Source organism: Ornithinimicrobium sp. CNJ-824 (assembly GCF_001942405.1).
GTDB lineage: Bacteria > Actinomycetota > Actinomycetes > Actinomycetales > Dermatophilaceae > Ornithinicoccus > Ornithinicoccus kibberensis.
Genome location: NZ_MKKA01000011.1, coordinates 311481 through 337209, shown reverse-complemented (window position 1 = coordinate 337209; position 25729 = coordinate 311481). Strand labels below are relative to the sequence as shown.

The 25729-nt window shown below is 73.7% G+C and carries 19 protein-coding genes and 6 pseudogenes; 4 read left to right on the top strand and 21 right to left on the bottom strand.

Annotated elements, in window-relative coordinates:
• Positions 1–9 precede the first annotated feature (9 nt).
• Genes BJF81_RS05980 through BJF81_RS17920 form a run of 5 tightly spaced genes read right to left on the bottom strand, consistent with a single transcriptional unit; the run spans position 10 to position 3612 of the window.
• Positions 10–882 (bottom strand): SCO1664 family protein, encoded by an 873-nt coding sequence (locus BJF81_RS05980; RefSeq protein WP_083664021.1) that lies wholly within the window; start codon positions 880–882, stop codon positions 10–12.
• A gap of 16 nt (positions 883–898) precedes the next feature.
• Complete coding sequence (locus tag BJF81_RS05975) at positions 899–1450, bottom strand: DUF3090 family protein (protein WP_075957652.1); 552 nt, start codon at positions 1448–1450, stop codon at positions 899–901.
• A 10-nt stretch (positions 1451–1460) separates the two neighbouring features.
• Positions 1461–2189 (bottom strand): MSMEG_4193 family putative phosphomutase, encoded by a 729-nt coding sequence (locus BJF81_RS05970; RefSeq protein WP_075957518.1) that lies wholly within the window; start codon positions 2187–2189, stop codon positions 1461–1463.
• A gap of 1 nt (position 2190) precedes the next feature.
• Positions 2191–3243, bottom strand: coding sequence for an LLM class F420-dependent oxidoreductase (locus tag BJF81_RS05965; RefSeq protein WP_075957517.1), 1053 nt, complete (start codon positions 3241–3243; stop codon positions 2191–2193).
• A gap of 3 nt (positions 3244–3246) precedes the next feature.
• On the bottom strand, positions 3247–3612 hold the full coding sequence (locus BJF81_RS17920; protein WP_075957516.1) for a hypothetical protein: 366 nt from the start codon (positions 3610–3612) through the stop codon (positions 3247–3249).
• A 66-nt stretch (positions 3613–3678) separates the two neighbouring features.
• Between BJF81_RS17920 and BJF81_RS05955 the strand changes: the two genes are divergently transcribed.
• Complete coding sequence (locus BJF81_RS05955) at positions 3679–3879, top strand: DUF5703 family protein (protein ID WP_237770051.1); 201 nt, start codon at positions 3679–3681, stop codon at positions 3877–3879.
• Between the two features lie 22 nt (positions 3880–3901).
• Here BJF81_RS05955 and BJF81_RS05950 read toward each other — a convergent pair whose 3' ends face one another.
• From BJF81_RS05950 to BJF81_RS05900, 11 genes and pseudogenes are all read right to left on the bottom strand, one after another.
• The gene (locus BJF81_RS05950; protein WP_075957515.1) at positions 3902–5245 is read right to left on the bottom strand and encodes a M20/M25/M40 family metallo-hydrolase; all 1344 of its coding nucleotides are present in this window, start codon (positions 5243–5245) and stop codon (positions 3902–3904) included.
• Positions 5246–5254: 9 nt separating this feature from the next.
• A complete protein-coding gene (locus BJF81_RS05945; RefSeq protein ID WP_075957514.1) occupies positions 5255–5707 on the bottom strand; it encodes an SRPBCC family protein in 453 nt (150 codons plus the stop codon).
• Positions 5708–5716: 9 nt separating this feature from the next.
• Positions 5717–6571 (bottom strand): FAD binding domain-containing protein, encoded by an 855-nt coding sequence (locus BJF81_RS05940; RefSeq protein ID WP_075957513.1) that lies wholly within the window; start codon positions 6569–6571, stop codon positions 5717–5719.
• Complete coding sequence (locus BJF81_RS20870) at positions 6568–7917, bottom strand: xanthine dehydrogenase family protein molybdopterin-binding subunit (RefSeq protein WP_342447090.1); 1350 nt, start codon at positions 7915–7917, stop codon at positions 6568–6570. Before BJF81_RS20870 ends, BJF81_RS05940 begins: the two co-directional genes overlap by 4 nt.
• Positions 7918–7920: 3 nt before the next feature.
• Positions 7921–8459: pseudogene (locus BJF81_RS20865) on the bottom strand (molybdopterin cofactor-binding domain-containing protein); the annotation flags it as partial.
• Positions 8460–8710: 251 nt separating this feature from the next.
• Positions 8711–8941, bottom strand: a pseudogene (locus tag BJF81_RS20860) (hypothetical protein); the annotation flags it as partial.
• Positions 8942–9087: 146 nt separating this feature from the next.
• Positions 9088–9582 (bottom strand): (2Fe-2S)-binding protein, encoded by a 495-nt coding sequence (locus BJF81_RS05930; protein ID WP_075957512.1) that lies wholly within the window; start codon positions 9580–9582, stop codon positions 9088–9090.
• Positions 9583–9669: 87 nt separating this feature from the next.
• Positions 9670–10824: an XdhC family protein gene (locus BJF81_RS05925; RefSeq protein ID WP_075957511.1), complete on the bottom strand. Its 1155-nt coding sequence runs from the start codon at positions 10822–10824 to the stop codon at positions 9670–9672.
• Positions 10817–12810: pseudogene (locus BJF81_RS21385) on the bottom strand (VWA domain-containing protein). Before BJF81_RS21385 ends, BJF81_RS05925 begins: the two are co-directional and overlap by 8 nt.
• Positions 12811–13723: 913 nt before the next feature.
• A pseudogene (locus BJF81_RS21380) lies at positions 13724–14431 on the bottom strand (DUF222 domain-containing protein); the annotation flags it as partial.
• A 291-nt stretch (positions 14432–14722) separates the two neighbouring features.
• Positions 14723–15127, bottom strand: coding sequence for a hypothetical protein (locus BJF81_RS05900; protein WP_075957509.1), 405 nt, complete (start codon positions 15125–15127; stop codon positions 14723–14725).
• 28 nt (positions 15128–15155) lie between these two features.
• Between BJF81_RS05900 and BJF81_RS05895 the strand changes: the two are divergent.
• Positions 15156–15997, top strand: a pseudogene (locus tag BJF81_RS05895) (aldo/keto reductase).
• A 109-nt stretch (positions 15998–16106) separates the two neighbouring features.
• On the opposite strand, the gene BJF81_RS05890 reads toward BJF81_RS05895, so the two are convergent.
• Positions 16107–16649, bottom strand: a complete 543-nt coding sequence (locus BJF81_RS05890; protein ID WP_075957508.1) for a YceI family protein — start codon at positions 16647–16649, stop codon at positions 16107–16109.
• A gap of 90 nt (positions 16650–16739) precedes the next feature.
• Here BJF81_RS05890 and BJF81_RS05880 point away from each other — a divergent pair, with 90 nt between their 5' ends.
• On the top strand, positions 16740–20165 hold the full coding sequence (locus BJF81_RS05880) for an FAD-linked oxidase C-terminal domain-containing protein (RefSeq protein ID WP_237770049.1): 3426 nt from the start codon (positions 16740–16742) through the stop codon (positions 20163–20165).
• A 9-nt stretch (positions 20166–20174) separates the two neighbouring features.
• On the opposite strand, the gene BJF81_RS19240 is transcribed toward BJF81_RS05880, so the two are convergent.
• The 4 genes from BJF81_RS19240 to BJF81_RS05860 are packed head-to-tail and all read right to left on the bottom strand — an operon-like array spanning position 20175 to position 24023.
• The gene (locus BJF81_RS19240) at positions 20175–20375 is read right to left on the bottom strand and encodes a hypothetical protein (protein ID WP_237770048.1); all 201 of its coding nucleotides are present in this window, start codon (positions 20373–20375) and stop codon (positions 20175–20177) included.
• Positions 20342–21988: an alkaline phosphatase D family protein gene (locus BJF81_RS05870; RefSeq protein WP_075957505.1), complete on the bottom strand. Its 1647-nt coding sequence runs from the start codon at positions 21986–21988 to the stop codon at positions 20342–20344. Before BJF81_RS05870 ends, BJF81_RS19240 begins: the two co-directional genes overlap by 34 nt.
• A gap of 23 nt (positions 21989–22011) precedes the next feature.
• Positions 22012–22428, bottom strand: a complete 417-nt coding sequence (locus tag BJF81_RS05865; protein ID WP_075957504.1) for a helix-turn-helix domain-containing protein — start codon at positions 22426–22428, stop codon at positions 22012–22014.
• Positions 22425–24023, bottom strand: coding sequence for a peptide chain release factor 3 (locus tag BJF81_RS05860; RefSeq protein ID WP_075957503.1), 1599 nt, complete (start codon positions 24021–24023; stop codon positions 22425–22427). The genes BJF81_RS05865 and BJF81_RS05860 overlap by 4 nt, the downstream gene beginning before the upstream one ends.
• 140 nt (positions 24024–24163) lie before the next feature.
• Here BJF81_RS05860 and BJF81_RS05855 point away from each other — a divergent pair.
• Positions 24164–25727 (top strand): annotated as a pseudogene (locus BJF81_RS05855) (SulP family inorganic anion transporter).
• Positions 25728–25729: the final 2 nt, after the last annotated feature.

Genomic DNA, 25729 nt, shown 5'->3' with positions numbered 1-25729 from the left:
GCGCCCGTCTCACCACAGCGGCCAGGGCAGCGGGTAGCGGGTGACCGGCGGCGCGGGCAGGTGCCCGGCCGCCAGCAGTGCGACGACCCGTGCCCGCAGGGCCCCCACCTCGTCCTCGGCGAGGAGCCGCTCCACACCGGTGCCTTCGTCCAGGGCCGCGACCAGCCGCTCGAGGTGGGCCCGGTCGGTCCCGTCGAGCGCCTGGCCGGCCCATCCCCACAGCACGGTGCGCAGCTTGTCGTCGGCGTGCAGCGTCAGGCCGTGGTCGAAGCCCCGGAGGCGGCCGTGCACGTCCACGGTGAGGTGGGCGGCCTTGCGGTCGGCGTTGTTGAGGACCACGTCGAGCACGGCGACCGCGCGCAGGTCGGCCCGGTCGGCGTGCGCCACGACGACCGGCCGGCCCGTCTGGTCCTCCCCCTGGACGACGGGCATCCACGCGGGGTCGTCGACGTCGGCGGGCAGCACCTCGACGAGCCCTGCGCTGGGGTCGGCCCGCCGCCCGGCGTCCTGCTCGACCCACGCCTGGACCGAGCCGGGGCCGAGGGGCCCGTCGCGCAGCAGGGTGGGCGGCACGACGTCCCACCCGCCGGCGCGGGAGACCAGGTATGCCGCCACCTCCCGCCGTGCGAGCGTGCCGGGGGGGAAGTCGGCGAGGGGACGGGCCCCCCGGTCCGGCTTGTAGACGGCCTGATGACCCGTGGGGCGGCCGTCGTCGTCGCACAGGTCGACCAGCAGGGTGAGGTTGGAGGCCTCGACGAGGCGGCCGACGAGCTCGATCCTGCTGCGCGAGAGCAGGTCCAGGACCTGCGCGTCCTCGTCGTCCGGCGGGGCGGGGACCGGCTCGTCGCCGCCCCGTCCGCCGGGCCCGACCTGGGCGGTCATCCGGACGGTCCGGCCTTCAGCGCTTGTAGCCGTTGGCCCGCGGGCAGACGTGCCCGCCGGGGTCCAGCGGCTGCCCGCAGAACGGGCACGACGGTCGGCCGCCCTCCAGGGACGCGGTGCAGCGCAGCGCGAACGCCCTGGCCCGGGCGGGACCCAGGACGACGGTCAGCGACTGGGGGACCCGACCGGTCCACGGGTAGTCCTCCGTGGGGTCCAGCTCGAGGAGGTCCTCGGCCTCGGGGCGGTCGAACGCCTCCAGCACGACGCGCTCCCGGCCGGCGTCCCAGGCGACCGACAGACGCTGCACGCGGAAGTCGTCGTCGAAGGGCCCGTCCAGCGGGGCGTTGTCGACGAACGGGGCCGCCGCGTCCTCCGACCCCTCCTCGGGGGACACCTCGTCCAGCAGCTCGCCCAGGGAGACGCCCAGGAGGCGGACCTGCTCCTTCTCCAGGGACACCGTGGTCCGCCGGTCCCCGTCCCCGGCCTGGAGGAAGAACGTCCGCTGCCCCGGGGGGCCGACGCTGCCGGCGACGAACCGCTCGGGCGGGTCGTAGACGTGTTCGGGCATGGTCACAACCCTACGTCGCCCCCGCTCCCCCACCGACCGCGGCGTCGCCGGAGGCCCCCTGCGACTCCAGGGCCGCCCGGAGCGCCGACAGGTCGACCGGACCGGTCCCGGCGTCGTTGGTGCGCAGCACGAACGGGCGGCGGGGCGTGCGGTGGACGATGCTCACCGAGGCCGGGTCGACGACGATCCGCTGGAACTCGTCCAGCGGCGTGGCCAGGGCGTGCGCCAGCACCGCCTTGATGACGTCGCCGTGGCTGACCGCCACCCAGACCGCGCCCGCCCCGTGCTCGGCCTCGAGCCGCGCGTCCCACTCCTGGACCGCGGCGACCGCCCGCTCCTGCATCGCGGCCATCGACTCGTGCTCGTGCTCCGGGTGCGGGGGGAAGGTCACCGTGGACGGCCGGTCCTGCACCTGCCGCCACAGGTCCTCCCGGGCGAGGTCCTCGAGCCGGCGCCCCGTCCAGGCGCCGTACCTGGCCTCCGCGAGCCGCTCGTCGGTGTGGACCGGGGGGCGGGCATCCGCGGGTATGCCGTCCACGAGCACCTCGGCGGTCTCCTGGCACCGGTGCAGCGGGCTGGCGACGACGGCGACCACCCCGGTGGTGCGCAACCGGGCGGCCACGGCGGCGGCCTGCTCCCGTCCGGTCGCGTCCAGCGCCAGGCCGGGGGTCCAGCCGGCGAGCACGCCGGAGGCGTTGGCCTCCGTCCGGCCGTGGCGGACGAGCAGGCAGACCGCCACCTCAGCCCGCCCGTCCGAGCCGTGCGTGGGCCTCGACGGCGACCTCCAGGGCCTCGCGGCGGGCCGTGGCGTCCTTGCCCCAGGGGGCCACGGTGAGCGTGGTGATGCCGGCGTCGGCGTAGCGCCGCATGCGCTCGGTGATCCGGTCCACGTCGCCGAGGAGGGAGGTGTCGTCGACGAACTGCGGGGGCAGCGCCGCGGCCGCCTCGCCCCAGCGACGGTCGAGGTAGAGCTCCTGCACCCGGTCGGCCTCCTTCTCGTAGCCCATCCGGCAGGCCAGCTGGTGGTAGAAGTTCTGCCGGCGGCTGCCCATGCCGCCGACGTAGAGCGCCGGGTAGGGGCTGACGGTGCGCACGCACTCCTCGAGGTCGTCCCCGGTGGCCAGGGCCACGGTCGCGCTCGTGTCGAAGCTTTCCGGTGGGCCGCCGCCCGGCCGTCGGGAGAACCCGGCCTCGAGGGAGGCGCGCTGCTCGACGAAGTGGTCGGGCGAGACGAACACCCCCAGCCAGCCGTCGGCGATCTCCCCGGCCAGCTCCATGTTGCGGGGGCCCACCGCGGCCAGGTAGAGCGGGATCTCCCGCCGGTGCGTGTGCGCCAGCCGCAGCGGCTTGCCGGGTCCGTCCGGCAGCGGCAGCTCGAAGTGCCGACCCTGGGAGCTGACGGGGCGGCGCGACAGCGCGAGCCGCACGATGTCGGCATACTCCCTGGTCCGCGCCAGCGGGGCGTCGAAACGCACGCCGTGCCAGCCCTCGGAGACCTGGGGGCCGCTGACGCCCAGCCCGAGCCGGAACCGTCCACCGGAGAGGCTGTCCAGGCTCGCGGCGGTCATCGCCGTCGCGGCCGGGGTGCGGGCCGGGATCTGCATCACCCCCGCGCCCAGCCCGATCCGCCGGGTCCGGGCCCCGACCCAGGCCAGGACGCTGACGACGTCAGGGCCGTAGGCCTCCGCCGCCCAGAAGACGTCGACCCCCAGCTCGTCGGCCCGCTCGACGAGGGCGAGGTTCTCCTCGTCGCGGCCCTGCCCCCAGAATCCGCAGCTCAGGCCCAGCCGCACCGCTCAGCCCCGCGGCGTGGGGTCGACGTCGTACTCCTCGTCGTCCAGGCCCAGGTAGGGCTCGCCGTCGTCCTCCTCGTCGTCGTCGTCGAGGTCGACGTCATCGTCGTCGTCGTTGGCGTCGTCGTCGTCGTCGTCCTCGTCGTCGTCCTCGTCGTCGACGAGCTCCTCGTCGTAGACCTCCAGCGGGGTGACCTCCCCGTAGGCGTCCATCAGCGCGTCGTCGTAGGCGGCGAACGCCTCGGCCACCCGTTCGTAGGCCTCGACGACCGTGGGGTCGTCCTCCCCCCGGCTCACCGCGGCGGTCTCCAGGTGGGTCTCGAGGGCGGCGACGAAGGACGAGAGGGCGGCGCGCGGGTCGAGGGTCATGGGACGACCGTAGCGCGAAACCCGCAGGCACGGCAGGGTGCGGCGCGGACGCGGTCCGCCGTGCCTATGCTGTCGCTCACCATGGTCGAGTACGAGTTCCGTGAGCTGACGTTCTACCGGGACAGCTCCCGCTCGGCGGTCCGGCAGACGCTGGCCGAGCACGCCGAGTACGGGCACTGGGAGCTGGTGCGGGTGCGGGTGTTCTGGGGCGGGGTGCGCAAGGTCGTCCTGCGTCGCAGGATCATCCGGGTGCGGCGCACCGCCTGAGGGCCGGCGGCCCCCGGGGCTCTCAGCAGTCGGCGACCAGCTGGCCCAGCACGCGCGTCCCGAAGCGGATGGAGTCGGTGGGCACCCGCTCGTCCACCCCGTGGAACATGCCGACGAAGTCGAGCTCCTCGGGCAGCCGCAGCGGCGCGAACCCGTAGCCGGTGATGCCCAGCCGCGACAGGTGCTTGTTGTCGGTGCCGCCGGAGAGGCAGTAGGGCAGCACGTGGGCGCCGGGGTCCTCCTTGAGCAGCGCCCGCTTCATCGACTCCACGAGCTCCCCCGAGGAGGGGGACTCCAGGGCCACGTCCTTGACCACGACCTCGATCTCGACGTGCTCGCCGGCCAGCTCGGCGATGGTCGCCATCAGCTCCTCCTCGTGACCGGGGAGGAACCGGCAGTCGAGCGAGGCGGAGGCCGTCTGCGGGATGACGTTGTGCTTGTAGCCGGAGGAGAGCATCGAGAAGTTGGCGGTGTCCCGCAGCGTGCCCTCGACGAACCGGCGGGCGCCGCCGAGTCGCTGGAGCACGTCCTCGACGCTCTCCTCCGACCAGGTGCCCCCGACGATGTCGGCCACCCCGTCGAAGAGCTCGCGCACCGAGGCGATGAAGGTGCGGGGCCAGGGGTGGGCGTCGATCCGGGCGATGGCCTCGGCCAGCCGGACGATGGCGTTCTCGTCGCTGGGCACCGACCCGTGCCCGGCCCTGCCGTGGGCGTGCAGGCGCAACCAGGCGATCCCCTTCTCCGCGGTCTGGAGCAGGTAGGCCCGGGTCGGGGCGCCGGTCGCGGCGTCCGGCAGCGTCACCGAGAAGCCGCCGACCTCGCTGATGGCCTCCGTGCAGCCCTCGAACCACTCGGGGTGCTGCTGCACGACATGCCCCGCGCCCTTCTCCCCACCGTGCTCCTCGTCGGCGAAGAAGGCCCAGACGATGTCGCGCGGCGGCTTCTCCCCCGTGCGGGCCAGCTGGCGCAGGGTGGCCAGCAGCATCGCGTCCATGTCCTTCATGTCCACGGCCCCACGGCCCCAGATCATCCCGTCCTGCTCGACCGCCTCGAACGGGTCGACCGACCAGTCCTTGGCCTCGGCCGGCACGACGTCCAGGTGCCCGTGCAGGACCAGGCCGCCGCGGCTGCTGTCGCGGCCCTCGGTGCGCACCACCACGCTGGCCCGGCCGGGGTCGGACTCGACCAGCTGCGGCTCGAGCCCGACCTCCTCGAGCAGGCCCACGACATACTCCGCCGCCGCCCGTTCCCCAGGACCGCTGCCGTCGCCGTAGTTGCTCGTGTCGATCCGGATCAGCTCTCGGCAGATCCGCACCGCCTCGTCCTCGACGGCGGTGGACGAAAAGGTCTCCGGGGTGCTCGTCATACCGCCACCCTAACCAGCGTCGTCACCCAGCTTGGACTCCACGCAGGCCACGAACTGGCCCAGCAGCTTGTCCGACACCGACTGCATCACCCCGCGGCCGAACTGCGCGGGCTTGCCGGTGATGTGCAGCTCGGTGCCTACGTCGACCCGGGTGCCCCCGCCGTCCGGGGCCAGCTGCATCGTCACGGTGGCCGAGGCGTTGCCCAGGCCGCGCATGCCCTTCCCGGTGCCCTCGACGACCGCTCGATGGGCCTCGTCGTCGCGCTCGAGGAACCGGCCGGTGCCCTGGTAGGTGACGGCGATCGGCCCCAGCTTGACCTTGACGTTGCCCGCGAAGGTCTCCTCGTCGGCCTCCGTCACCGTGGCTCCGGGGAAGCAACCACCCACGGTCTGCAGGTCGGTCATCAGGGCCCAGGTGCGCTCCGGCGGTGCCGGGACGGTGAACGAGTGCTCCAGCTCCATCGCCACGGGTCAGGCCCCCGCCGCCGTCAGGACCGCCCGCCGGGTCAGCACCCCGGCGAGGTGCCGCCGGTAGTCGGCCTGCCCGTTGAGGTCCGAGGGCGGGTCGGTGCCCTCCCCCGCCCGGGCGCAGACCTGGGCCACCGCCTCCTCGGTCGCCGGCAGCCCCACGAGGGCCTGCTCGACCTCGCTGGCCCGCAGCGGGGTGGCGCCCATGTTGGTCAGGCCGACCCGCGCCTCGGCGATGGTCCCGCCCTCGGCCCGGACGGTCGCGGCGACCCCGATGATGGCCCACTGGTGGGAGACCCGGACGAACTTCTCGTAGTGGCTGCCCCAGCCGGTGTGCTTGGGCAGGACGACCGCGGTGAGCAGCTCGCCCTCCCCCACGGCTGTCTCGAACAGGTCCACGAAGAACTCCGACGCGGGCACCTCCCGCTCCCCGTCCGGGCCCTGGACGACCATCCGTCCCTCGAGGGCCAGCACGGGGGCGCCGACGTCGCCGGCCGGGTCGGCGTGCACCAGGGCGCCGCAGACCGTGCCGCGGTGGCGGATCTGGGGGTCGGCGATCTCCTTGACGGCCGAGCGGAGGAGGCCGAGGTGCTCGGTGACGAGGTCGGAGTCGAGCACGTCCTGGTAGGTCGCGCCGGCGCCGATCCTGATGCTGTCACGCTCGTCGGTGATGCCCTTGAGCCCCTCGATCCGGGAGATGTCCACGACCATCCCGGGGGCGTTCAGCCGCATCCGCAGGACGGGCAGCAGGGACTGCCCTCCGGCCAGCACCTTGGCCTCGTCGCCGTGCTCGGCGAGCAGGGCCAGGGCCTCCTCGACGGTGGCGGGGGCGGCGTAGTCGAACGGTGCGGGGATCATGCCCGACCACCTTCCTGGGGGTATGCGGTGCCGCCGGCAGGTCCGTCCGGCCCGGGGTCGTCCTGGTTGGGTGCGTCCTGCGTGAAGTGCGGCTGGGCGCTGTCCTCGGTGGGCGTGCTCCCGCCCTGCCGGCTGTCCTCGATCGCCCGCCAGACCCGTTCGGGGGTGCAGGGCATCTGGATGTCGTGGATGCCCATCGGCCGGACGGCGTCGACGACGGCGTTGACGACGGCCGGGGTGGAGGCGATGGCTCCCGCCTCGCCCACCCCCTTGGCGCCGAGGTCGTTGGTCGTGGCCGGGGAGACGGTCCGGTCGGTGACGAAGCTGATCGTGTCGGCCGAGGTGGGCAGGGTGTAGTCGACGAACGAGCCGGACACCAGCGTGCCCTGGTCGTCGTAGACGGCCTCCTCCCACAGCGCCTGGGCGATGCCCTGGACGAGGCCGCCGTGGATCTGCCCGTCGACGATGAGCGGGTTGACCACGTTGCCGACGTCGTCGACCGAGACGTAGGAACGCATCCGGCTCTGCCCGGTCTCGGTGTCGACCTCCATGGCGCACAGGTGGGTGCCGTGCGGGAAGGAGAAGTTCTCCGGGTCGAAGGTGGCGTCGGCGTCGAGGGTGGGCTCCATGCCGTCGGGCAGGTCGTGGGCGGTGAACACCTTGAGGGCGAGGTCGGTCAGGCCGATGCCCTCCTGGTCGTCGCCGGCCCCGCGGACCCGGAACCTGCCGGAGGAGAACTCCAGGTCGTCGACGTTGGCCTCCAGCAGGTGCGCCGCGAGGGGCTTGGCCTTCTCGACCACCCGCTGGGCCGCCTGGACGACGGCCTGGCCGCCGACGACCAGCGAGCGCGACCCGTAGGTGTCCAGCCCGCGGGGGCTGACCTGGGTGTCCCCGTGCAGGACCTCGACGTCCTCGAACGGCACGCCGAGCTGGTCGGCCACGATCTGGCTCCAGGCGGTCTCGTGCCCCTGGCCGTGGGCCGAGGCTCCGGTGACGACCTCGACCTTGCCGCTGGGCAGCATCCGCACCGAGGCGCTCTCCCAGCCCCCGGCGCCGTAGTCGAGGGAGCCCAGGACCCGGGAGGGTGCCAGGCCGCACATCTCGGTGAAGGTGGACACGCCGATGCCCAGCTGGACCCGGTCGCCGCTCTCCCGGCGACGGGCCTGCTCGGCCCGCAGCTCGTCATACCCGAAGAGCTCCTTGGCCCGGGCGGTGGCGGCCTCGTAGTTGCCGGAGTCGTACTCCAGCCCGCAGACGGAGGTGAACGGGAACTCCTCGTGGGTGATCCAGTTCTGCTCGCGCACCTCGAGCGGGTCGCGTCCCAGCTCGGCGGCCAGCTCGTCCATGAGCCGCTCGATCGCGAAGGTCGCCTCGGGGCGGCCGGCACCCCGGTAGGCGTCGGTCCACGTCTTGTTGGTGAAGACGTTGGTGCAGGTGAAGTGGTAGGCGGGGAACTTGTAGATGGCGTTGTACATGAACGCGCCGAGGATGGGCACGCCGGGCGTGACCAGGCCCAGGTAGGCGCCCATGTCGGCGAGCAGCTCGACCTTGAGGCCGGTGACCGTGCCGTCCCTGCGGGCCGCGAGGGTGAGCTTCTGCCACTGGTCGCGGCGTGGTGGCCGGACAGCAGCGACTCGCTGCGGGTCTCGGTCCACTTGCACGGGCGGCCGGTGCGGCGGGCCGCGAGGAAGGTGATGATCTCCTCGGGCGTGACCTGCAGCTTGCCGCCGAACCCGCCGCCGACGTCGGGCGCGATGACCCGGACCTTGGACTCCGGCACGCCGAGGGTGAGGGCGAGCATGAGGCGCAGGATGTGCGGCACCTGGGTGGCGGACCACATGACGAACTGCTCGCCGGTGGGGTCGACGACGACCGAGCGGGGTTCCATGAACGCCGGGATGAGGCGCTGCTGGCGGTACTCCCGCTCGATGAGCACCTCGCGTCGCGGATGGCGGCCTCCACGTCCTCACCGGTCCCGGCCTCGGCCGAGTCGAAGGTCCAGGTGGCCGACCGGTTGGTGCCCAGGTCGGGGTGGGCCAGGACGTCGTCGCCGGCGGACTGCCGCAGGTCGAGGGCGGCGGGCAGCTCCTCGTAGTCCACGTCGACGAGCTCGGCGGCGTCCCGGGCGGCGGCCGCGGTGCGGGCCACGACGACCGCCACGATCTCACCCGCGAAGGCGACGCGGTCGACGGCGATCGCCGGGTGCGGCGGCGCCTTCTGGTCGGGGGTGATCGGCCAAGCGGTGGGCAGGGAGCCCTGGATCTCCTTGACGTCCTCGCCGGTGATCACGGCGACGACGTTGGGCGAGGACTCGGCGGCGCCGGCGGCGATGCCGGTGATCCGGGCGTGGGCGTAGGGGCTGCGCACCATGGACAGGTGGAGCATCCCCTGCAGCTGCATGTTGTCGGTCCACCTGGTCCGGCCGGTGATGAGGCGCTGGTCCTCCTTGCGGCGGCGGTCCCGGCCGACCTCCCCCTGGGGGGCGTCCTGCTCGGCGGTGCGGTCGTCGGTGACGGTCATGCCTGCTCACTCCCCTGGGTCGCGGTGGCGGATCCGGAGCCGGCGGCCTGCAGCACGGCCTTGACGATGTTGTGGTAGCCGGTGCAGCGGCACAGGTTGCCCTCCATGTGCTGGCGGACGTGCTCCTCGTCGGGGTTCGGGTTCTCGGCGAGGAGATCGGTCGCCTGCATGATCATCCCGGGGGTGCAGAAGCCGCACTGCAGGGCGTGGCAGTCGCGGAACGCCTCCTGCACGGGGCTGAGCTGCTCGCCGTCGGCCAGACCCTCGATCGTGGTCACGGTCCGTCCGTCGGCCTGGACGGCGAGCACGTTGCAGGACTTCACGCTGCGGCCGTCGAGGTGCACGGTGCAGGCGCCGCAGCTGCTCGTGTCGCAGCCGACGACCGTGCCGGTCTTGCCGAGCTGTTCTCGCAGGTAGTGGACCAGGAGCGTTCGGGGCTCGACGTCGTCGGTGTACTTCATGCCGTCGACCGTCACGGAGATCTGGGTCATGCGTCCTCCAGGTGGGAACCGGACTTCGTTGTCCCGGGTGATCCTGCCGTGACGGGGGTCAGGCCGCAAGGGGTGGTCCGAAGTTCGTCACCCGGCGTGCAGGTCCTCCGGCTCGTGCCGGTGGATCGCGCCCTCCGTCCTGCTCAGCGGCTCCCCCTGGCCGCCCCAGCGCAGCGCGACGATCTCCGCCGCGATGGAGACCGCGGTCTCCTCCGGCGTGCGGGCACCCAGGTCCAGGCCGATCGGGCTGCGGAGGATTGACAGCTGCTCCTCGGTCAGGCCCACCTCACGCAGGCGGGCCAGCCGGTCCTCGTGGGTGCGGCGCGACCCCATCGCCCCGACGTAGGCCAGCGGCGGCGCCCCGTCGCCGAGCAGCCGCTCGAGCAGCGGCACGTCGAACTTCGGGTCGTGGGTGAGGACGCAGGCGACGGTCCGGCCGTCCAGCGCGTCCAGGCGCATCTGCTCCTCGACGTAGCGGTGCGGCCAGGAGACGACGACCTCGTCGGCGTCGGGGAAGCGGCTGGCCGTGGCGAACACCGGCCGGGCGTCGCAGACCGTCACCCGGTAGCCCAGGAAGGTCCCCATCCGGGCCACCGCGGCCGCGAAGTCGATCGCCCCGAAGACGAGCATCCGCGGCCGGGGCGCGTAGGAGCTGACGAAGATCCGCATACCCTCCCCCCGTCGCTGCCCGTCCGGGCCGTAGCCGAGGGTGGCGGTGCGCCCCTGGGCCAGCATGCCGCGGGCGTCGTCGAGCACGGCCGCATCGGCCCGCTCCGAGCCCAGGGTGCCGGAGGACTCGGCCCCCTCCGGCCGGACGACCAGGTGCCGGCCGAGCAGGTCGGGGTCCGGGTGCTCCACCACCGTGGCCACGGCCACCGGGACCCCGGCCTCGATGTCCGCGGCCACCTCGGCCAGCTCGGGGAAGTCCTCCCGGCCGACCCGCTCGACGAAGACGTCGAGGATGCCGCCGCACGTCAGGCCGACGCCCATCGCCTCGTCGTCGGACACGCCGTACCGCTGCAGGACGGGGGTGCCGGAGGCGATGACCTGCTGGCCCAGCTCGTAGACCGCGCCCTCGACGCACCCGCCCGAGACGGACCCGACGGCCTCACCGTCGACACCGACGAGCATCGCGGCACCCGGTTGGCGCGGGGCCGACTTCCACGTGCCGACGACGGTGGCAAGCGCCACCTGGTGACCCTCCTGCCACCATCCCAGCAGCCTGTCCAGGACCTCACGCACGGGCGACCACCTCCAGCAGCTCCTCGAACGTCGCCAGCGTATGACCGGAGACGAAGTCGTCGACGTGCGGCAGCACCGCACGGATCCCCGACTGGACCGGGGCGTAGCCCTCCTTGCCGCGATGGGGGTTGACCCAGACGACCCGGTGGGCCAGCGCCTGCAGCTGGCGCACCGCCTCCCCGAGCCGGGCCGGATCCTGCCGCTCCCAGCCGTCGCTGACGATGACCACGACGCGCCCCGGGCCGTGCCCCGCCGGCCCCACCGGCGGACGAACGCGTCGAGGGTCTCGCCCAGGCGGGTGCCCCCGGACCAGTCGGGCACCGTCTCCCCCGCCGCCAGCAGCGCACGGTCCGGGTCCCGCTCGCGCAGCGCCCGGGTGACGTGGGTCAGCCGGGTGCCGAGGGTGAAGACCTCGGTGGTGCGGGGGGCCGCCTGCACCATGACGTGGGCCAGCCGCAGCAGGCTGTCCGCGTAGGGGGCCATCGACCCGGAGACGTCCACCAGCACCACGACCGGCCGGGGGCGTGGTCGACGCCGCCGGTGCCGGACCCGCACCGGCTCGCCCAGGTTGCGCAGCTGGGCGCGGACCGTCGCCCGGCCGTCGACCCCTCCGTGGTGGTGGGGGGTATGCCGTCGTCCCCGCCGCTGGGGCGACCGTGGCCGGAGCCGGGCGAACCGTCGGCGCAGGGCGGCCCGGTCGGTCGGCGAGAGCCCGGCGACGTCGCGGTGCCGTAGGACCTCCTCGGGGGAGGCAGCCACCCGCAGGACGGGCTGCTCCTGCCCGTCCACGCCTCCAGGCCCGGACTCGTCCAGCGGAGCCTGCACCGTCGTGACGGACGGCGTCTCCTGCCGGCTGATCGACCGCAGGGGGCGGCCGGCGAACCAGGCGTTGAAGACGCGGTCGTAGGGCTCCACGTCCGCGTTGGAGGCCGTGAGCGTCCCGCGGCCGGCCCAGTAGACGGCCTCCCGCCGGCCGAGGCCGACGGCGGCGCAGGCCTGGAGAAAGGTGCGCTCACGGTCGGCGGTCACGGGCAGGCCCGCTCCACGGCACGCCCGGGCGAAACCGAGCAGCACCTGGCCCATGTCCCACCCGGTGTCGGTCATCCGGCCAGCATCCGGTCCAGCGAGGCGCGGATCCGGTCGGCGTCCTCGCGGTACTTGACCGCCGCGCCCAGCGTCGCGGCAGCCACCTGCGGGTCGAGCGTGCTGGCGCCCAGGGCGTGCAGCGCGCGCGCCAGTCGAGGGTCTCGGCCACGCCCGGCGGCTTGACGAGGTCGGCCTCGGCCCGCAGCCGCTGCACGATCCCGACCACCTCGGCCGCGAGGCGCTGGTCCACCTCGGCAGCCGGGTGCGCACGATGGCCAGCTCCCGGTCCATGCCGGGGTGCTCGATCCAGTGGTAGAGGCAGCGGCGTTTCAGCGCGTCGTGCAGCTCACGCGTGCGGTTGGAGGTGAGCACCACCAGCGGTGGCTCCGTCGCCCGGATGGTCCCCAGCTCGGGGATGGACACCGACCACGACGAGAGCACCTCCAGGAGGAAGGCCTCGAACTCGTCGTCCGCCCGGTCGATCTCGTCGACGAGGAGCACGCACGGCGCCTCCTGCAGGGCACGCAGGACCGGCCGTGCCTGGAGGAACCGCTCGTCGAAGAGCTCGTGCTCCAGCTCCGCCACGTCGCCGACCTTCCGGTCGGGGTCGGCCATCGCCGCCGCCTCGACCACCCTCAGGTGCAGGATCTGACGGGGGAAGTCCCAGTCGTAGAGCGCCTGGCTGGCCTCGATCCCCTCGTAGCACTGCAGCCGCACGAGGGGGATCCCCCGCAGCTGGGCCAACGCCTCGGCCAGGGCGGTCTTGCCGGTCCCGGGCTCCCCCTCCAGGAGCAGCGGCCGTTGGAGGGTGTGCGCCAGCCAGGTGATCGTCGCCAGGCCCTCGTCGCTGAGGTACCCGGTCGTGGCCAACCCCTCGGCGAGCACCTGCGGATCGGCCATGACGTCGGACTGCTGCATGAGGCGAGCATGACCGACGCGACGCGGCAGCGTCCACCCGGGTGGGGTCGTCGTGGCCCGACCGCGCGCGCCGGGTCTTCAGGACCTCAGGTGCGCGAGGTCCCCGGTGGGTGCCTGCCGGTGACCGGTCAGGCGCTGCGTGGGAGGGGGTCGTCCTGGTCGTCGGCCTGGCCGTCGTCGCTGTCGTCGGTGGGGTGGGTGCGGGGTGGTGGTGCGGTGGTGGGTGGTCGGCCGTGGAAGGTGTCCAGGAGCGGTGGTGGGTCCTGGTAGGACTGTGGTGGTGGGTCGGCGTGGCGGGGGTGCTCGCGGGCCAGGTTGCAGCGGGCGCACAGGCCGCGGGCGTGTCGGTGGTGGTGGTGCCGCCGTCGCGGTAGCGGGTGATGTGGTCCAGGTGGCGGATCGGGGCTCCGCACCAGGGGGTGGCGCAGTAGCGGCCGCGGGCGATGAGGGTGGCGCGCAGGTTGCCGGTGAAGGCCCGCCGGCGGGGGTCGCGCACGGTCAGGGTGCCGGTGACCGGGTCGGTGTAGAGCCGGCGCAGCCAGACCTGGGCCGCCCGGGCCAGGCCCGGGTCCGGGACGGCCCGTTCCCCGGGGCCGGCGGTGCCGGTGGGCGGGGTCGAGCTGGCCGTACCGGCCGGCGGGGTCGGGAGGGGTGGTCCGGGGGGTGTGCCGCCGTGGACGGCGGTGCAGGCTGCGTCGGTGCACCGGCCTCCGGCCGGGCACGGCACGGGGCCCTGCTGCCGCCCGCGGACGTGCGGGTCCTGCCCGCGGGTGTCCTGCCGCCCGGCGCCGGCCTCGTCGTCGACGTGGGGGTCGTCCTGGGGGTCGGTGGGGGTGAGCAGGTCGCGGGCCAGGTCGGCGGGCAGGGGCCCGTACCCGGTCAGGTCGGCCGCGGCCGGGTCGCCGGCGAGCAGGGTCGCGTCGGTGAGGACCAGGCCGACCTCGACGTCGATGCCGTCCACGACGCTGCGGCCGGTGACCCGGGCGACCAGCTCGTCGGCCATCAGCTGGTTCAGGGTGCGCGGGTCACCGGCGGCGCGGGCGCCCTCGGCATGGGCGCGCAGCACCTGGTGGGTCGCGATCGCCTGCGGCGCGGGCAGCCGGGCGCTGAGCAGGCCCATCACGTCCGGGGCCGGGCGCACCGACACGCCCCGCTCGGCCGCCGCCGCACGGGCACGGCCCACGAACCCGGCCGGGTCGACCTCGTAGGCCAACGCCCGGGCCGCGGCCACGATCTGCCGGGTAGAAGCCCCCTCCAGCGACCCGGCCAGCCGCTGGTCGACCTGCGCCCGGTCGCCGGGGTCCAGGCAGGTGGTGGCCTCGGTGACCAGGCGGGCCTGGGCCGGGCTGATCGTCCCGTCCGCCAGCGCGGCGAACGTGGCCGGCATCTCGGTGACCAGGGCCCTCGCGGCGGTCAGCTCCCGCCCGGCCCAGTAGGGCGAGGTACGCCGCGCGGTGGCCAGGTCGTCGGCCACCGCCCGGCCCCGCCGGGAGGCCGGGACCCCCTCCCGGGCCTGTGCGGCGACCTGGGAGGCCCCGAAGGCGACCTGCGCCCGGGCACTGGCCGCGCCGGCCGCCCGGACCAGCAGCTCCAGCCCCTCCACCAGCCCCAGCAGCCCCGCATCGTCGATCCCCGACACCCGCGCCCCCGCCACGCCCGGGTCAGGGACCGCACCTCCTCGGCCAGCCCCGGCTCCCCCGTCCCGGTGCCGGTCCCCTCCGGTCCTGCGTCCACGTCCCCCACCCCCTCCGGTGGTCCAACGGCAGAACCCCTTCCCCGGCTCCACCTCGTACAGATCAGACTAGGAGACCCCACCGACATACCCTCGAGATGCCGCTGACCTGCGGGACTGCCCCGCGAGGACGTCAGTCCGGCTGGTCCGGACCGACCACCCTCACCCGCACCGGACCGCTCCTGCGAATCCCGGAGCGGCTCCAGGTGGAAGGGCGACCGGCCGGCGCCTCGTCCAGGTCGAGCACGAGGCCGTCGTCCGTCTCGCCCACCGGACGACCACGACGGAGCGCCCCGCCGTCATCGTCCGCACGACGCGACCGAGCGCCATGGGGTCGAGGGAGGCGACGAGGAACGTCGTGCCGTCACCCATGCGCAATCGCCCCACCCCCCGGACCGGGCCCCGTTCGACCAGCCGCACGGGCACCCGACGTTCGACCAGGCCGGGCAGCAGCACCCGCACGCGGGCGACGGCCGCACGCTCGCGACGGGTCCAGACGTCGTCGCCCGGCCCCGGCCCTGACGGGCCGAGCGGGTCGGACGGGTCCTCCCGGGGGTCGGACGGCATGGTCAGAGTCTGTCCCTAGGGTGGGCCCATGACCACCCAACCCAGCATCGAGCTCAACAACGGCGTCCACATCCCGCAGGTGGGTCTGGGCACCTTCACGGTGGACGAGGCCGACACCCAGCGGTCGTGGAGAAGGCCCTGGAGGTCGGCTACCGGCACGTCGACACAGCTGCGGGCTACTACAACGAGGCCGGGGTGGGCGCGGCCCTGCGGGCGAGCGGTCTGCCGCGCGAGGAGGTCTTCGTGACCACCAAGCTGCGCAACGGCGACCAGGGCTACGACAACGCCCTCCGTGCCTTCGAGGACAGCCGCGCGGCCCTCGGCGTGGAGGTCGTGGACCTCTACCTCATCCACTGGCCGGTGCCCTCCAAGGGGCTCGCCCCGGAGACGTGGCGAGCCTTCGAGAAGCTCTACGACGAGGGTGCCGTGCGTGCGATCGGCGTGTCCAACTTCCTGCCGGAGCACCTCGCGGACCTCCTGCGCACCGCCCAGGTCGTCCCGGCGGTCAACCAGATCGAGATCCACCCCTCCTTCCAGCAGCCCGAGGCGCAGGCGGCCAGCAGGGAGGCCGGGCTGGTGGTTGAGGCCTACGCCCCGATCGGGCGGGGCGAGGACCTGCAGCTCGCGCCCGTCGTCGAGCTCGCGGCCAAGCTCGGGGTCACCCCGGCCCAGCTCGTGCTGCGCTGGCACCTGCAGCGGGGGCGGGTGGTCATCCCCAAGTCGAGCACCCCGGAACGCATCGAAAAGAACATCGACGTCCTCGGGTTCGAGCTGACCGAGGACCAGCTCGGCCGGCTGGACGCGCTCGACACCGACGAGCGGATGTTCGCCGACCCGAGGACCGCGGACTTCACGCAGTTCCGCTCCTGAGGGGGTATGCCGTCGCGCTCCTGACGCACGACACCCCCCGCGCCGGCGGACCGGTGCGGGGGTGCGGCTCACCCGGGGCAGGGGACATCCCCGGGGAGAGGGGGTGGAGTCAGGCCGCCTTGATGAGCGAGATCTCGAACTCGAGGGTGGCCTTCTCGGAGACGAGGACCCCACCGGTCTCGAGCGCGGCGTTCCAGGTGAGGCCGAAGTCCTTGCGGTTGACGACGGTGGACCCCTCGAAGCCGACCCGGTCGTTGCCGAACGGGTCCTGGGCAGCACCGGCGTACTCGAAGTCGACGGTGACCGGGCGGGTCACGTCCTTGATGGTCAGGTCGCCGGTGACGCGCAGGGTCTCGGCGTCGGGGGCGGTGACCTCGGTCGAGCGGAAGGTCATCTCGGGGTACTGCTCGACGTCGAAGAAGTCCGCCGACTTCAGGTGGCCGTCCCGGTCGGCGCTGCGGGTGTCCACGGAGCCGGTCTGGATGGTGACCTCCACGGAGGCGTCCTCCAGGTTGGGGCCGGTGGTCGCCTGGCCGGTGACCTCGTTGAAGGCGCCCCGGACCTTGGTGACCATCGCGTGGCGGGTGGAGAAGCCGAGACGGGAGTGGGACGGGTCGATGGTGTAGGTGCCGTTGAGCTCGGTGACCGACATGGGAGGTCCTTTCGCAGAGGGTTGTTGTTGATGTGTCACCGACACTACCCGATCATGGATGACGCGTCAAGCAACTGGTAGGGTGGAGTCATGACGAAGGCCGAGACTCCCTGGTTGGACGACCGCGAGCAGCAGCTGTGGCGCCGGTGGCTGCGCGTGCAGACCGAGCTGCCGGCGGCGCTCGGTCGCGCCCTGTCGCGGGACAGCGGCCTGTCCATGCAGGACTTCGAGACGCTGGTCTGGCTGTCGGAGGCGCCGGGGGAGCGCCTGCGCATCTCCGTCCTCGCCGAGCAGATGCACTGGGAGCGCAGCCGGCTGTCGCACCACCTGCGGCGGATGTCCAACCGCGGTCTCGTGGCCAAGGAGGACTGCCCGGAGGACGGGCGCGGCTCCTTCGTGCGGCTCACCCCGCCGGCCGGGCGGCCCTCGAGGCGGCCGCGCCCGGGCACGTCCGCACCGTCCGCTCGATCTTCCTCGACGCGATGGACGACGGCGACCTCGACACCCTCGACGCCCTCCTCGTCAAGGTGCTGGCCCGGGCCGAGGAGCAGCCGGGTGCCGAACGTCCCGCCCAGGAGCAGCTCCAGGCCTGACCTCGTCCCGTGCGCGGGCCCCTCCTTCCCGCTGGCGGTCGCGGCTGCCATGATCGACCCAGGCCGCCGGCCCGGTCGAGGAGGCGTCATGGAGACCCTGCGCAACGAACTGACCCGGGTCCTGGGACCGGACCGGGTCTCGGACAGGGCGATCGACCGCCATGCGCTGGCCCACGACGCCTCCCACTACCTGCTGGTGCCCGACCTGGTCGTGCGCCCCTCCGACCAGGCCCAGGTCGCCGCGGTGATGGCCGCCTGCCACCGTGCCGGCACGCCGCTGACGTTCCGGGCCGCGGGCACGAGCCTGTCGGGGCAGGCGGTCACCGACACCGTCCTGGTCGACGTGCGCCGGCACTTCCGCGGCGTCGAGGTGCTCGACGACGGGCATCGGGTGCGCGTGCGCCCGGGCACCACCGTCGGCATGGTCAACGCCCATCTGGCGCCCTACCGCCGACGCCTGGGCCCGGACCCCGCCAGCGAGGCTGCCTGCACCGTCGGCGGGGTGGTGGCCAACAACTCCTCCGGCATGCAGTGCGGCACCGAGGCCAACACCTACGCCACCCTGGAGTCGCTGGTCCTGGTGCTGCCGTCGGGCACGGTCGTGGACACCGGTGCCTCCGACGCCGACGCCTCCCTGCGCGCGGCGGAGCCCGAGCTGCATACCGGGCTGCTGCGCCTGCGCGACCGGGTGCGCGGCAACCCGGAGTCCGTGGCCACGGTCCGGCGGCTGTTCGCGATGAAGAACACCATGGGCTACGGCGTCAACGCCTACCTGGACCACGACGACCCCGTGCAGATCCTGGCCCGGCTCATGATCGGCAGCGAGGGCACGCTGGGGTTCGTCTCCTCGGCCACCTTCCGCACCGTGCCGGTCCGGTCCCAGGTGGCGACCGGGCTGCTCGTCTTCGACGACGTCGTCACCGCCACCGGCACCGTCCCCCGGCTGGTCGAGGCGGGCACCGCGACCGCCGAGCTGCTCGACGCGGCGTCCCTGCGCGTCTCCGCGCTCGACCCCGCCTGCCCGCAGCTGATCCGCGACCTGGACGTCGTCGACCACGCCGCCCTCCTCGTGGAGTGGCAGGCCGACGACCCCGAGGAGCTCGCCGACGCGGTCGACCGCGCGGGCCGGCTGCTCGCCGACCTGCCGGTCAGCACCCCCTACCGGCTCACCCGGGAGACGGCCGAGCGCGCCGGGCTGTGGCGGGTGCGCAAGGGGCTCTACAGCGCGGTCGCCGGGGCCCGGCCCAGCGGCACGAACGCCCTGCTCGAGGACGTCGTGGTCACCGTCGACCGGCTCGGCGACACCATCATGGCGCTGACCGGCCTCTTCGACCGGCACGACTACCCCGAGTCGGTGATCTTCGGCCACGCGCGCGACGGCAACGTGCACTTCCTGCTCAACGAGCGGTTCGAGGACCCGGCCTCGCTGGAGCGCTACGAGGCCTTCACCGAGGACATGGTCGACCTGGTCCTGTCCGAGGGCGGGTCGCTGAAGGCCGAGCACGGCACCGGGCGGATCATGGCGCCGTTCGTACGCCGGCAGTACGGCGACGAGCTCTACGCCGTGATGTGGGAGACCAAGCGGCTCATCGACCCCCGCGGCCTGCTCAACCCGGGGTCGGTCCTCTCCGACGACCCCACGTCATACCTGCTCCACCTCAAGACCGCCCCCGAGGTCGAGGAGGAGGTCGACCGGTGCGTGGAGTGCGGGTTCTGCGAGCCGGTATGCCCCTCCCGGGACCTCACCACGACCCCGCGGCAGCGGATCGTCGCGCGTCGCGAGATGCGCGCCGCGCAGCTGCGGGGCGACGAGGCGCTGGCGGCGGAGCTGGCGGAGCAGTACGAGTACGACGGCACGCAGACCTGTGCCGTCGACGGGATGTGCCTGACGGTCTGCCCGGTGCAGATCAACACCGGGGACCTGACCCGGCGGCTGCGGGCCGAGTCCTCCGGCCCGGTCGGGGAGGTCGCGTGGCGGGGGGCGGCGCAGGTATGGGGTGCCGGCACCCTGGCGGCGTCCGCCGCCCTGACGGTGGCCGAGCGGGTGCCGCAGCTGGCCGAGGCGGCGACCGACGTGGCCCGCCGGGTGCTGCCGCACGAGCAGGTGCCGCGCTACGACCGGCGGCTGCCCGGCGGCGGGCCACGCCGGGGGAGCGGCGCCGAGACCGCCGCACGTGCCGTGGGGGCCGACGGGAGGAGAACCGCCACGACCGCGGTCCACTTCGCCCCCTGCGTCGGGACCATGTTCGGGGCGGCCGGTGACGGTGGCGACCCGGGAGCGGGTGCGGAGCGCTCTCTGCGGCTGCTCGCCGACCGCGCCGGTGCCGTGCTGGTCGACCCGCCCGGGCTCGGCGGTCTGTGCTGCGGCACGCCCTGGAAGTCCAAGGGGCGCACGTCGGGGTACGCCGCGATGATGCGCCGGGTGCTGCCCGCCCTGTGGGAGGCGACCGACCACGGACGGCTGCCCGTGGTGTGCGAGGCGTCCTCGTGCGCGGAGGGCCTGGTGCAGATGATCGGCCGGGACCCCGACCGTCCGATGCACGTCGTCGACGCCACCCGCTGGGTCGCCGAGCACCTGCTGGACCGGCTGCCGGTGACCGCCCCCGTGGGTCCGGTCGTGGTGCACCCGACCTGCTCGGGCGTGCACCTGGGGTCGACGGACGCCCTGGTCGCCGTGGCCCGGCACGTCAGCGACGACGTCACCGTCCCCCTGGCCTGGGGCTGCTGCGGCTTCGCCGGCGACCGGGGGATGCTGCATCCGGAGCTGACCGCGTCCGCGACCGCCCCCGAGGCGGCGGAGGTGGACCGCAGGCCCTACGCGGCCTACGTCTCGGACAACCGGACCTGCGAGATCGGGATGAGCCGGGCGACGGGCCGGCCCTACCAGCACGTGCTCGAGGTGCTCGCCGCGGCGACGGGCTGAGCGCCGGGGTCAGCCGGCGGGATCCGCGTCCCGGCCCCGCCGGTCGGCCCGTCGCTCCAGCCAGCGCAGCACCCGCCCCCGGGTGCCCCCGACGACCCCCGGGTGCACGCGTGCCACGGCCGGACGGTGCTGCGAGCCTGCCGGCGGCACGTCCAGCTCGAGGTCGGCGACGGTGGTCAGCCGCGGGCGGTCGTCCTGCCCGCCCAGCACGCGGCCGGCCACCCAGGCCGCACGCAGGTGCCCGTCGTCGATCTCGAGCAGGGCCAGGTTGTTGTCGAACCAGGGACCGGCCACCCCGTGCCACGACCACCGCGGGTCGGGCACTTGGCAGAGGCGGCCAGCAGCCGGCCCAGCGGACGGGCCACGTGCGACATCCCGGAGACCAGGGCCCGCATCGCCCGGGGCAGGGGGTTGCGGATGGGGGAGCAGACCAGCTGCAGGATGCGGGAGCCCGTCGTGCGCTCGACCTCGGTCACGTAGGAGTGGTGCACGTCGCCGGAGAGGAAGACGACCGAGGATGGTGCCTGCCCGCGCCGCCCGTCGGCGACCTCGTCCACCATGGCGGCGACCCGGTCGAAGGACTCGCTGAACGCGCCCCAGTGCTCCAGGTCCAGGCCCTGCCGCAGCCGCTCGCCGACGACCGCGGACCACCGCCCCCAGCGACCGTCGACCAGGGCCTCGTTCCACGACTCCAGGTGGTGCAGGCCGCGCGGCAGCAGGAAGGGCAGGGACGTCGCCACGACGAGGTGGTCGTGACCGCCGGTGAGCTGCTCGTCCGCCCAGGCCATCTCGGGCCCGTCGAGCATGGACCGGCTCCCCGGGGTCAGGTCGCGGGCGGCGCGGGAGTCGAGCACCACCAGGTGCGACCCGCCGAGCGGGTGGGTGTAGCTCCAGCGATAGGTCGTCGGGTCGGCGTCGACCTCGCCGGCGAAGGCGTCGACGGCCGCGGTGAGGTCGACCTCCCGACCGTCGGCGTCCCGCTCCCGCCGGAGGAGCTCCTGCCAGAGCGGGTCGCGAGCCCGGGACCCCGGCGAGAGGTTGCCCAGGTGCTGGTAGACCCAGTAGGAGCCGAGGGCGGCCACGATGCGCCCGTGCCACCACGAGGTCGCCTCCATCTGCTCGCGCCACTCCGCCGAGGTGTTCCAGTCGTCCCGGACGTCGTGGTCGTCGAAGATCATCAGCGAGGGGAGCCACGACAGCAGCCAGCGCAGCGCCGGCTCCCCCCAGGCCAGGCCGTACAGGTGGGCGTACTCCTCGAAGTCGGCCAGCTCGGGGCCGGGCTCCTCGTCCAGGTCCCTGCGCGAGGCGATGAACTCGCGCATGGCCGCGCTGGTCGAGTCGGCGTAGACCTGGTCGCCGAGCAGGAGCAGCAGGTCGGGCCGTCGCCCCATGGGGCCGGTCCCGCCGTCGGCGACCTCCAGGGCGAAGGTGCGCAACGCGTCCACCCCGTGGGTGAGGTGGTGCAGCGCGTCGTGGGGAACGCTGGTGCGGCAGGACCCGAAGGCCATCCGCACGGCACCGTCGCCCGTCGTGGTGGACAGCGTGCTCGGCGGGAACGGCGTGCCCGGCTCGGGCCAGCAGACCTCCTCGTCCACGAGCACCTGGTATGCCGTGCGCCACCCCGGGGTCAGGTCCGTCACCTCGACGAGGGCGTAGTGGTGGTCGTGGACGGCGAACGTGGGCCGATGCCACTCGGTGCGCCCGGTGGGGTGGTCCTCGAGCCGGACGGTGACCGTGGCCGCCCGGTCGGTCTCGACCCAGACCGCCGCGGAACGGTCGTCGACGTGGCGCAGCACGGGACCGAGGCGCAGCGGGCCAGCCATGTGTCCCAGTGTGCCCGGCCGGGTCAGCGTCCGGGGACCGACCGGGACACCTCGCGGCCGAGCCGGTCGGCGAACGACTCCGCCCGTGCGGTGGCCTCCCTGAGGTCGCGGATGCGCTGGCCCACCCCGGCGTGAGCCTCGTCCAGGACCGTCCGTGCCCGCTCCCGGTCGGCCGGGTCCGCCTCCGGGTCCGCGGTGGTGTCCAGCGCCCCGAGCAGCTCGCCGATCTGCTCGATGGAGAAGCCCAGCGGCTTCATCGGGGTGATGAGCAGCAGGCGGGCGATGCCGGCCTCGTCGTAGAGCCGGAATCCGCCCTCGGTGCGGCCCGCGGGGCTGACCAGGCCCATCTCCTCGTAGTAACGGATCGTGCGGTGGGACAGGCCGGTGCGCTCGGCGACCTCGCCGATGTGCACGAGCCCGTCCGCCCCGTCGGTGGTCACGGGGCGACCCCGTCCTCGGTGCCGAACAGCGGCAGGAGGCTGCCCTCGGGCAGGTCCGCCGCGATGGTCCCCATGCGCCAGCGGTCGGAGAAGAGCGCCACGAGGGTGCCGTCGGTGCGCTCCAGCACCTCGGCGCCGTGCTTGGCGTCGATCGTGGGGACCGCCGCGCGCGTCGTCCGGCGCGCCTCCGCATACCCGAGCGGTTCCAGGACCGACTGCGCGTTGAACTCGTGCTCGAGCCGGTGGGTGGCCACCTCGAACTGCATCGGGCCGACGGCGGCCAGGACCGGGGACTGGGCGCCGCGGCGGTCGGAGACGAGGACCTGGACGACACCCTCCTGGTCCAGCATCTGGATGCCCCGGCGGAACTGCTTGGACCGGCCGGTGTCCCGGGGCCGGACCACGGCGAAGTGCTCGGGGGCGAACCGGGGGAGCGGCGGGAAGATGACCTTGTCCTCGGCGTAGAGGGTGTCGCCGACGTTGAGGGACTGGGCGTTGACCAGACCCACGACGTCGCCGGGGTAGGCCTCGTCGATGGTCTCGCGCTCGCGGCCGAAGACGGACTGGGCGTACTTGGTCTGGAACGGGCGGCCGCTGGCGGCGTGGGTCAGCACCGAGCCCCGTTCGAACCTGCCCGAGCAGACACGCATGAACGCCAGCCGGTCGCGGTGGGCCCGGTCCATCCCGGTCTGCACCTTGAAGACGAACCCGGAGAACGGCCCGTCCACCGGTCGCGGCCGCCCCTCGACGTCGGTCCACGGCCCGGGCGGCGGAGCCATCGTGGTGACCGCGTCCAGGAGCTCGGCGACGCCGAAGTTGAGCACCGCCGCGGCGAACAGGACCGGGGTCGTCCGGGCCGCCAGGAAGGTGTCCTGGTCGTGCGACTGGCCCGAGGAGGTGAGCAGCTCGAACTCCTCGACCGCCTGCGTCCAGTCCGGACCGTGCCGGCGCGCGGCCTCGTCCGCGTCGATCGACTCCCGTCCGGCCAGCGTGGCGCCGCCGGGGGTGCGGGTGAACTGGGTCATCCCGCCCGTCGTGGGGTCGATCACCCCGCGGAAGTCGCCGGCGATGCCCACCGGCCAGTTGACCGGGGTCGGGACGATGCCCAGCCGCTCCTCGATCTCGTCGAGGAGGGCCAGCGGCTCCTGCCCCGGGCGGTCCCACTTGTTGATCACCGTGATCACCGGGGTGCCGCGCACGCGGCAGGCCTCGAACAGCTTGAGGGTCTGCGGCTCCAGACCCTTGGCGGCGTCCAGCAGCATCACGGCGCAGTCGACCGCGGCCAGCACCCGGTAGGTGTCCTCGGAGAAGTCGGCGTGCCCGGGGGTGTCCAGGAGGTTGAGGACGACGTCGTCCACGGTGAACTGCAGCGCGGCCGAGGTGATCGAGATGCCGCGTGCCTGCTCCATGTCCAGCCAGTCGGAGACGACCCCGCGGCGGGAGCCCTTGCCGTGCACCGCCCCGGCCTCGGCGATGGCGTGCGCGTGCAGGGCGAGGGCCTCGGTGAGGGTCGACTTGCCGGCGTCCGGGTGGGAGATCACCGCGAACGTGCGCCGCCGCGCCGTCTGTGCGGCGACGTCTGCGTCGAGGGTCATGCGTCCTCCTGCGGCCGCACGGCGGCGGCCAGGTCGGTGGTGGGCATCCGCACCACTCTAACGTTGCGGTAGAGTTGTCCGATGCAGCGACGGCGGGCCGCCGTCGCTTTCCTGTGTCCACGCGGTCCCCGAGGAGCCCCATGGCCGAGCCCACCTCCAGCACGACCACCCTCCCGGGGGAACCGCATCCGCACGTGGTCCCCGAGGCCGGGGAGCGCGAGACGTCCACCCGCGCCGCCCTGCGCAACCCCCGGCGGTTGCGCACCGAGGTGCTCGCCGGCCTCGTCGTCGCGCTCGCCCTCATCCCCGAGGCGATCTCGTTCTCGATCATCGCGGGCGTCGACCCGCGGGTCGGGCTGTTCTCCAGCTTCGTCATGGCCGTCACCATCGCGTTCGTCGGTGGCCGCCCGGCCATGATCACGGCCGCGACCGGGGCGGTCGCCCTGGTCATCGCCCCGGTCGCCCGCGAGTACGGCCTGGACTACTTCATCGCGACCGTGCTGCTCGCGGGTGTGCTGCAGATCGTGCTCGCGGTCCTCGGGGTCGCCAGGCTCATGCGCTTCATCCCGCGCATGGTCATGGTCGGCTTCGTCAACGCCCTGGCCATCCTCATCTTCATGGCGCAGGTCCCCTACCTCGTCGACGTCCCGTGGCTCGTCTACCCGATGGTCGCGCTGGGCCTCCTCATCATGGTCGGCCTGCCGCGCCTGACCACCGCCGTCCCCGCACCGCTCGTGGCGATCGTGGTCATCACGACCCTCGCGTGGGCGGCCGGGTGGCAGCTGCCGGACGTCTCCGACCAGGGCGAGCTGCCCACCTCCCTGCCCGAGCTGTTCGTCCCCGACGTGCCGCTGACCCTGGAGACCCTGCAGATCATCGGCCCCTACGCCCTCGCGATGGCGCTCGTCGGCCTGCTCGAGTCGCTGATGACCGCCAAGCTCGTCGACGGCGTCACCGACACCCACTCCGACAGACCCGCGAGAGCTGGGGCCTCGGCGTCGCCAACCTCGCCTCCGGGTTCTTCGGCGGCATGGGCGGCTGCGCGATGATCGGCCAGACGATGATCAACGTCAAGGTCTCCGGTGCCCGCACCCGGATCTCGACCTTCCTCGCCGGTGTCTTCCTGCTCGCCCTCGTGGTCGGTGCCGGGCCGGCCGTCGGCATGATCCCCATGGCCGCGCTCGTGGCCGTCATGATCATGGTCTCGGTCGCCACCTTCGACTGGCACAGCGTCCACCCGGGCACGCTGCGACGGATGCCGGTCAGCGAGAACCTCGTCATGCTCCTGACGGTCGTCGTCACCGTCGTGACGCACAACCTCGCGTACGGCGTCATCGTCGGCGTCAACGCCGCGATCATCCTCTTCGCCCGCCGGGTGGCCCACTTCGCCTCCGTCGACCAGGTCGTCGAGACCGACGTCGACGGCGACGGCGAGCCCGACGTGCGCACCTACAAGGTCTCCGGCGAGCTCTTCTTCGCGACCAGCAACGACCTCGTCTATCAGTTCGACTACGCCGCGACCCGCAGAGGGTGGTCATCGACCTGTCCGAGAGCCACATCTGGGACGCCTCCACCGTCGCCGCCCTCGACGCGGTCCAGACCAAGTACGAACGCCTCGGCAAGGAGGTCGAGATCGTCGGTCTCAACTGGTCCTCCGCCGCCCGGCACGGACAGCTGACGGGCCAGCTGGGGGAGGGCCACTAGTG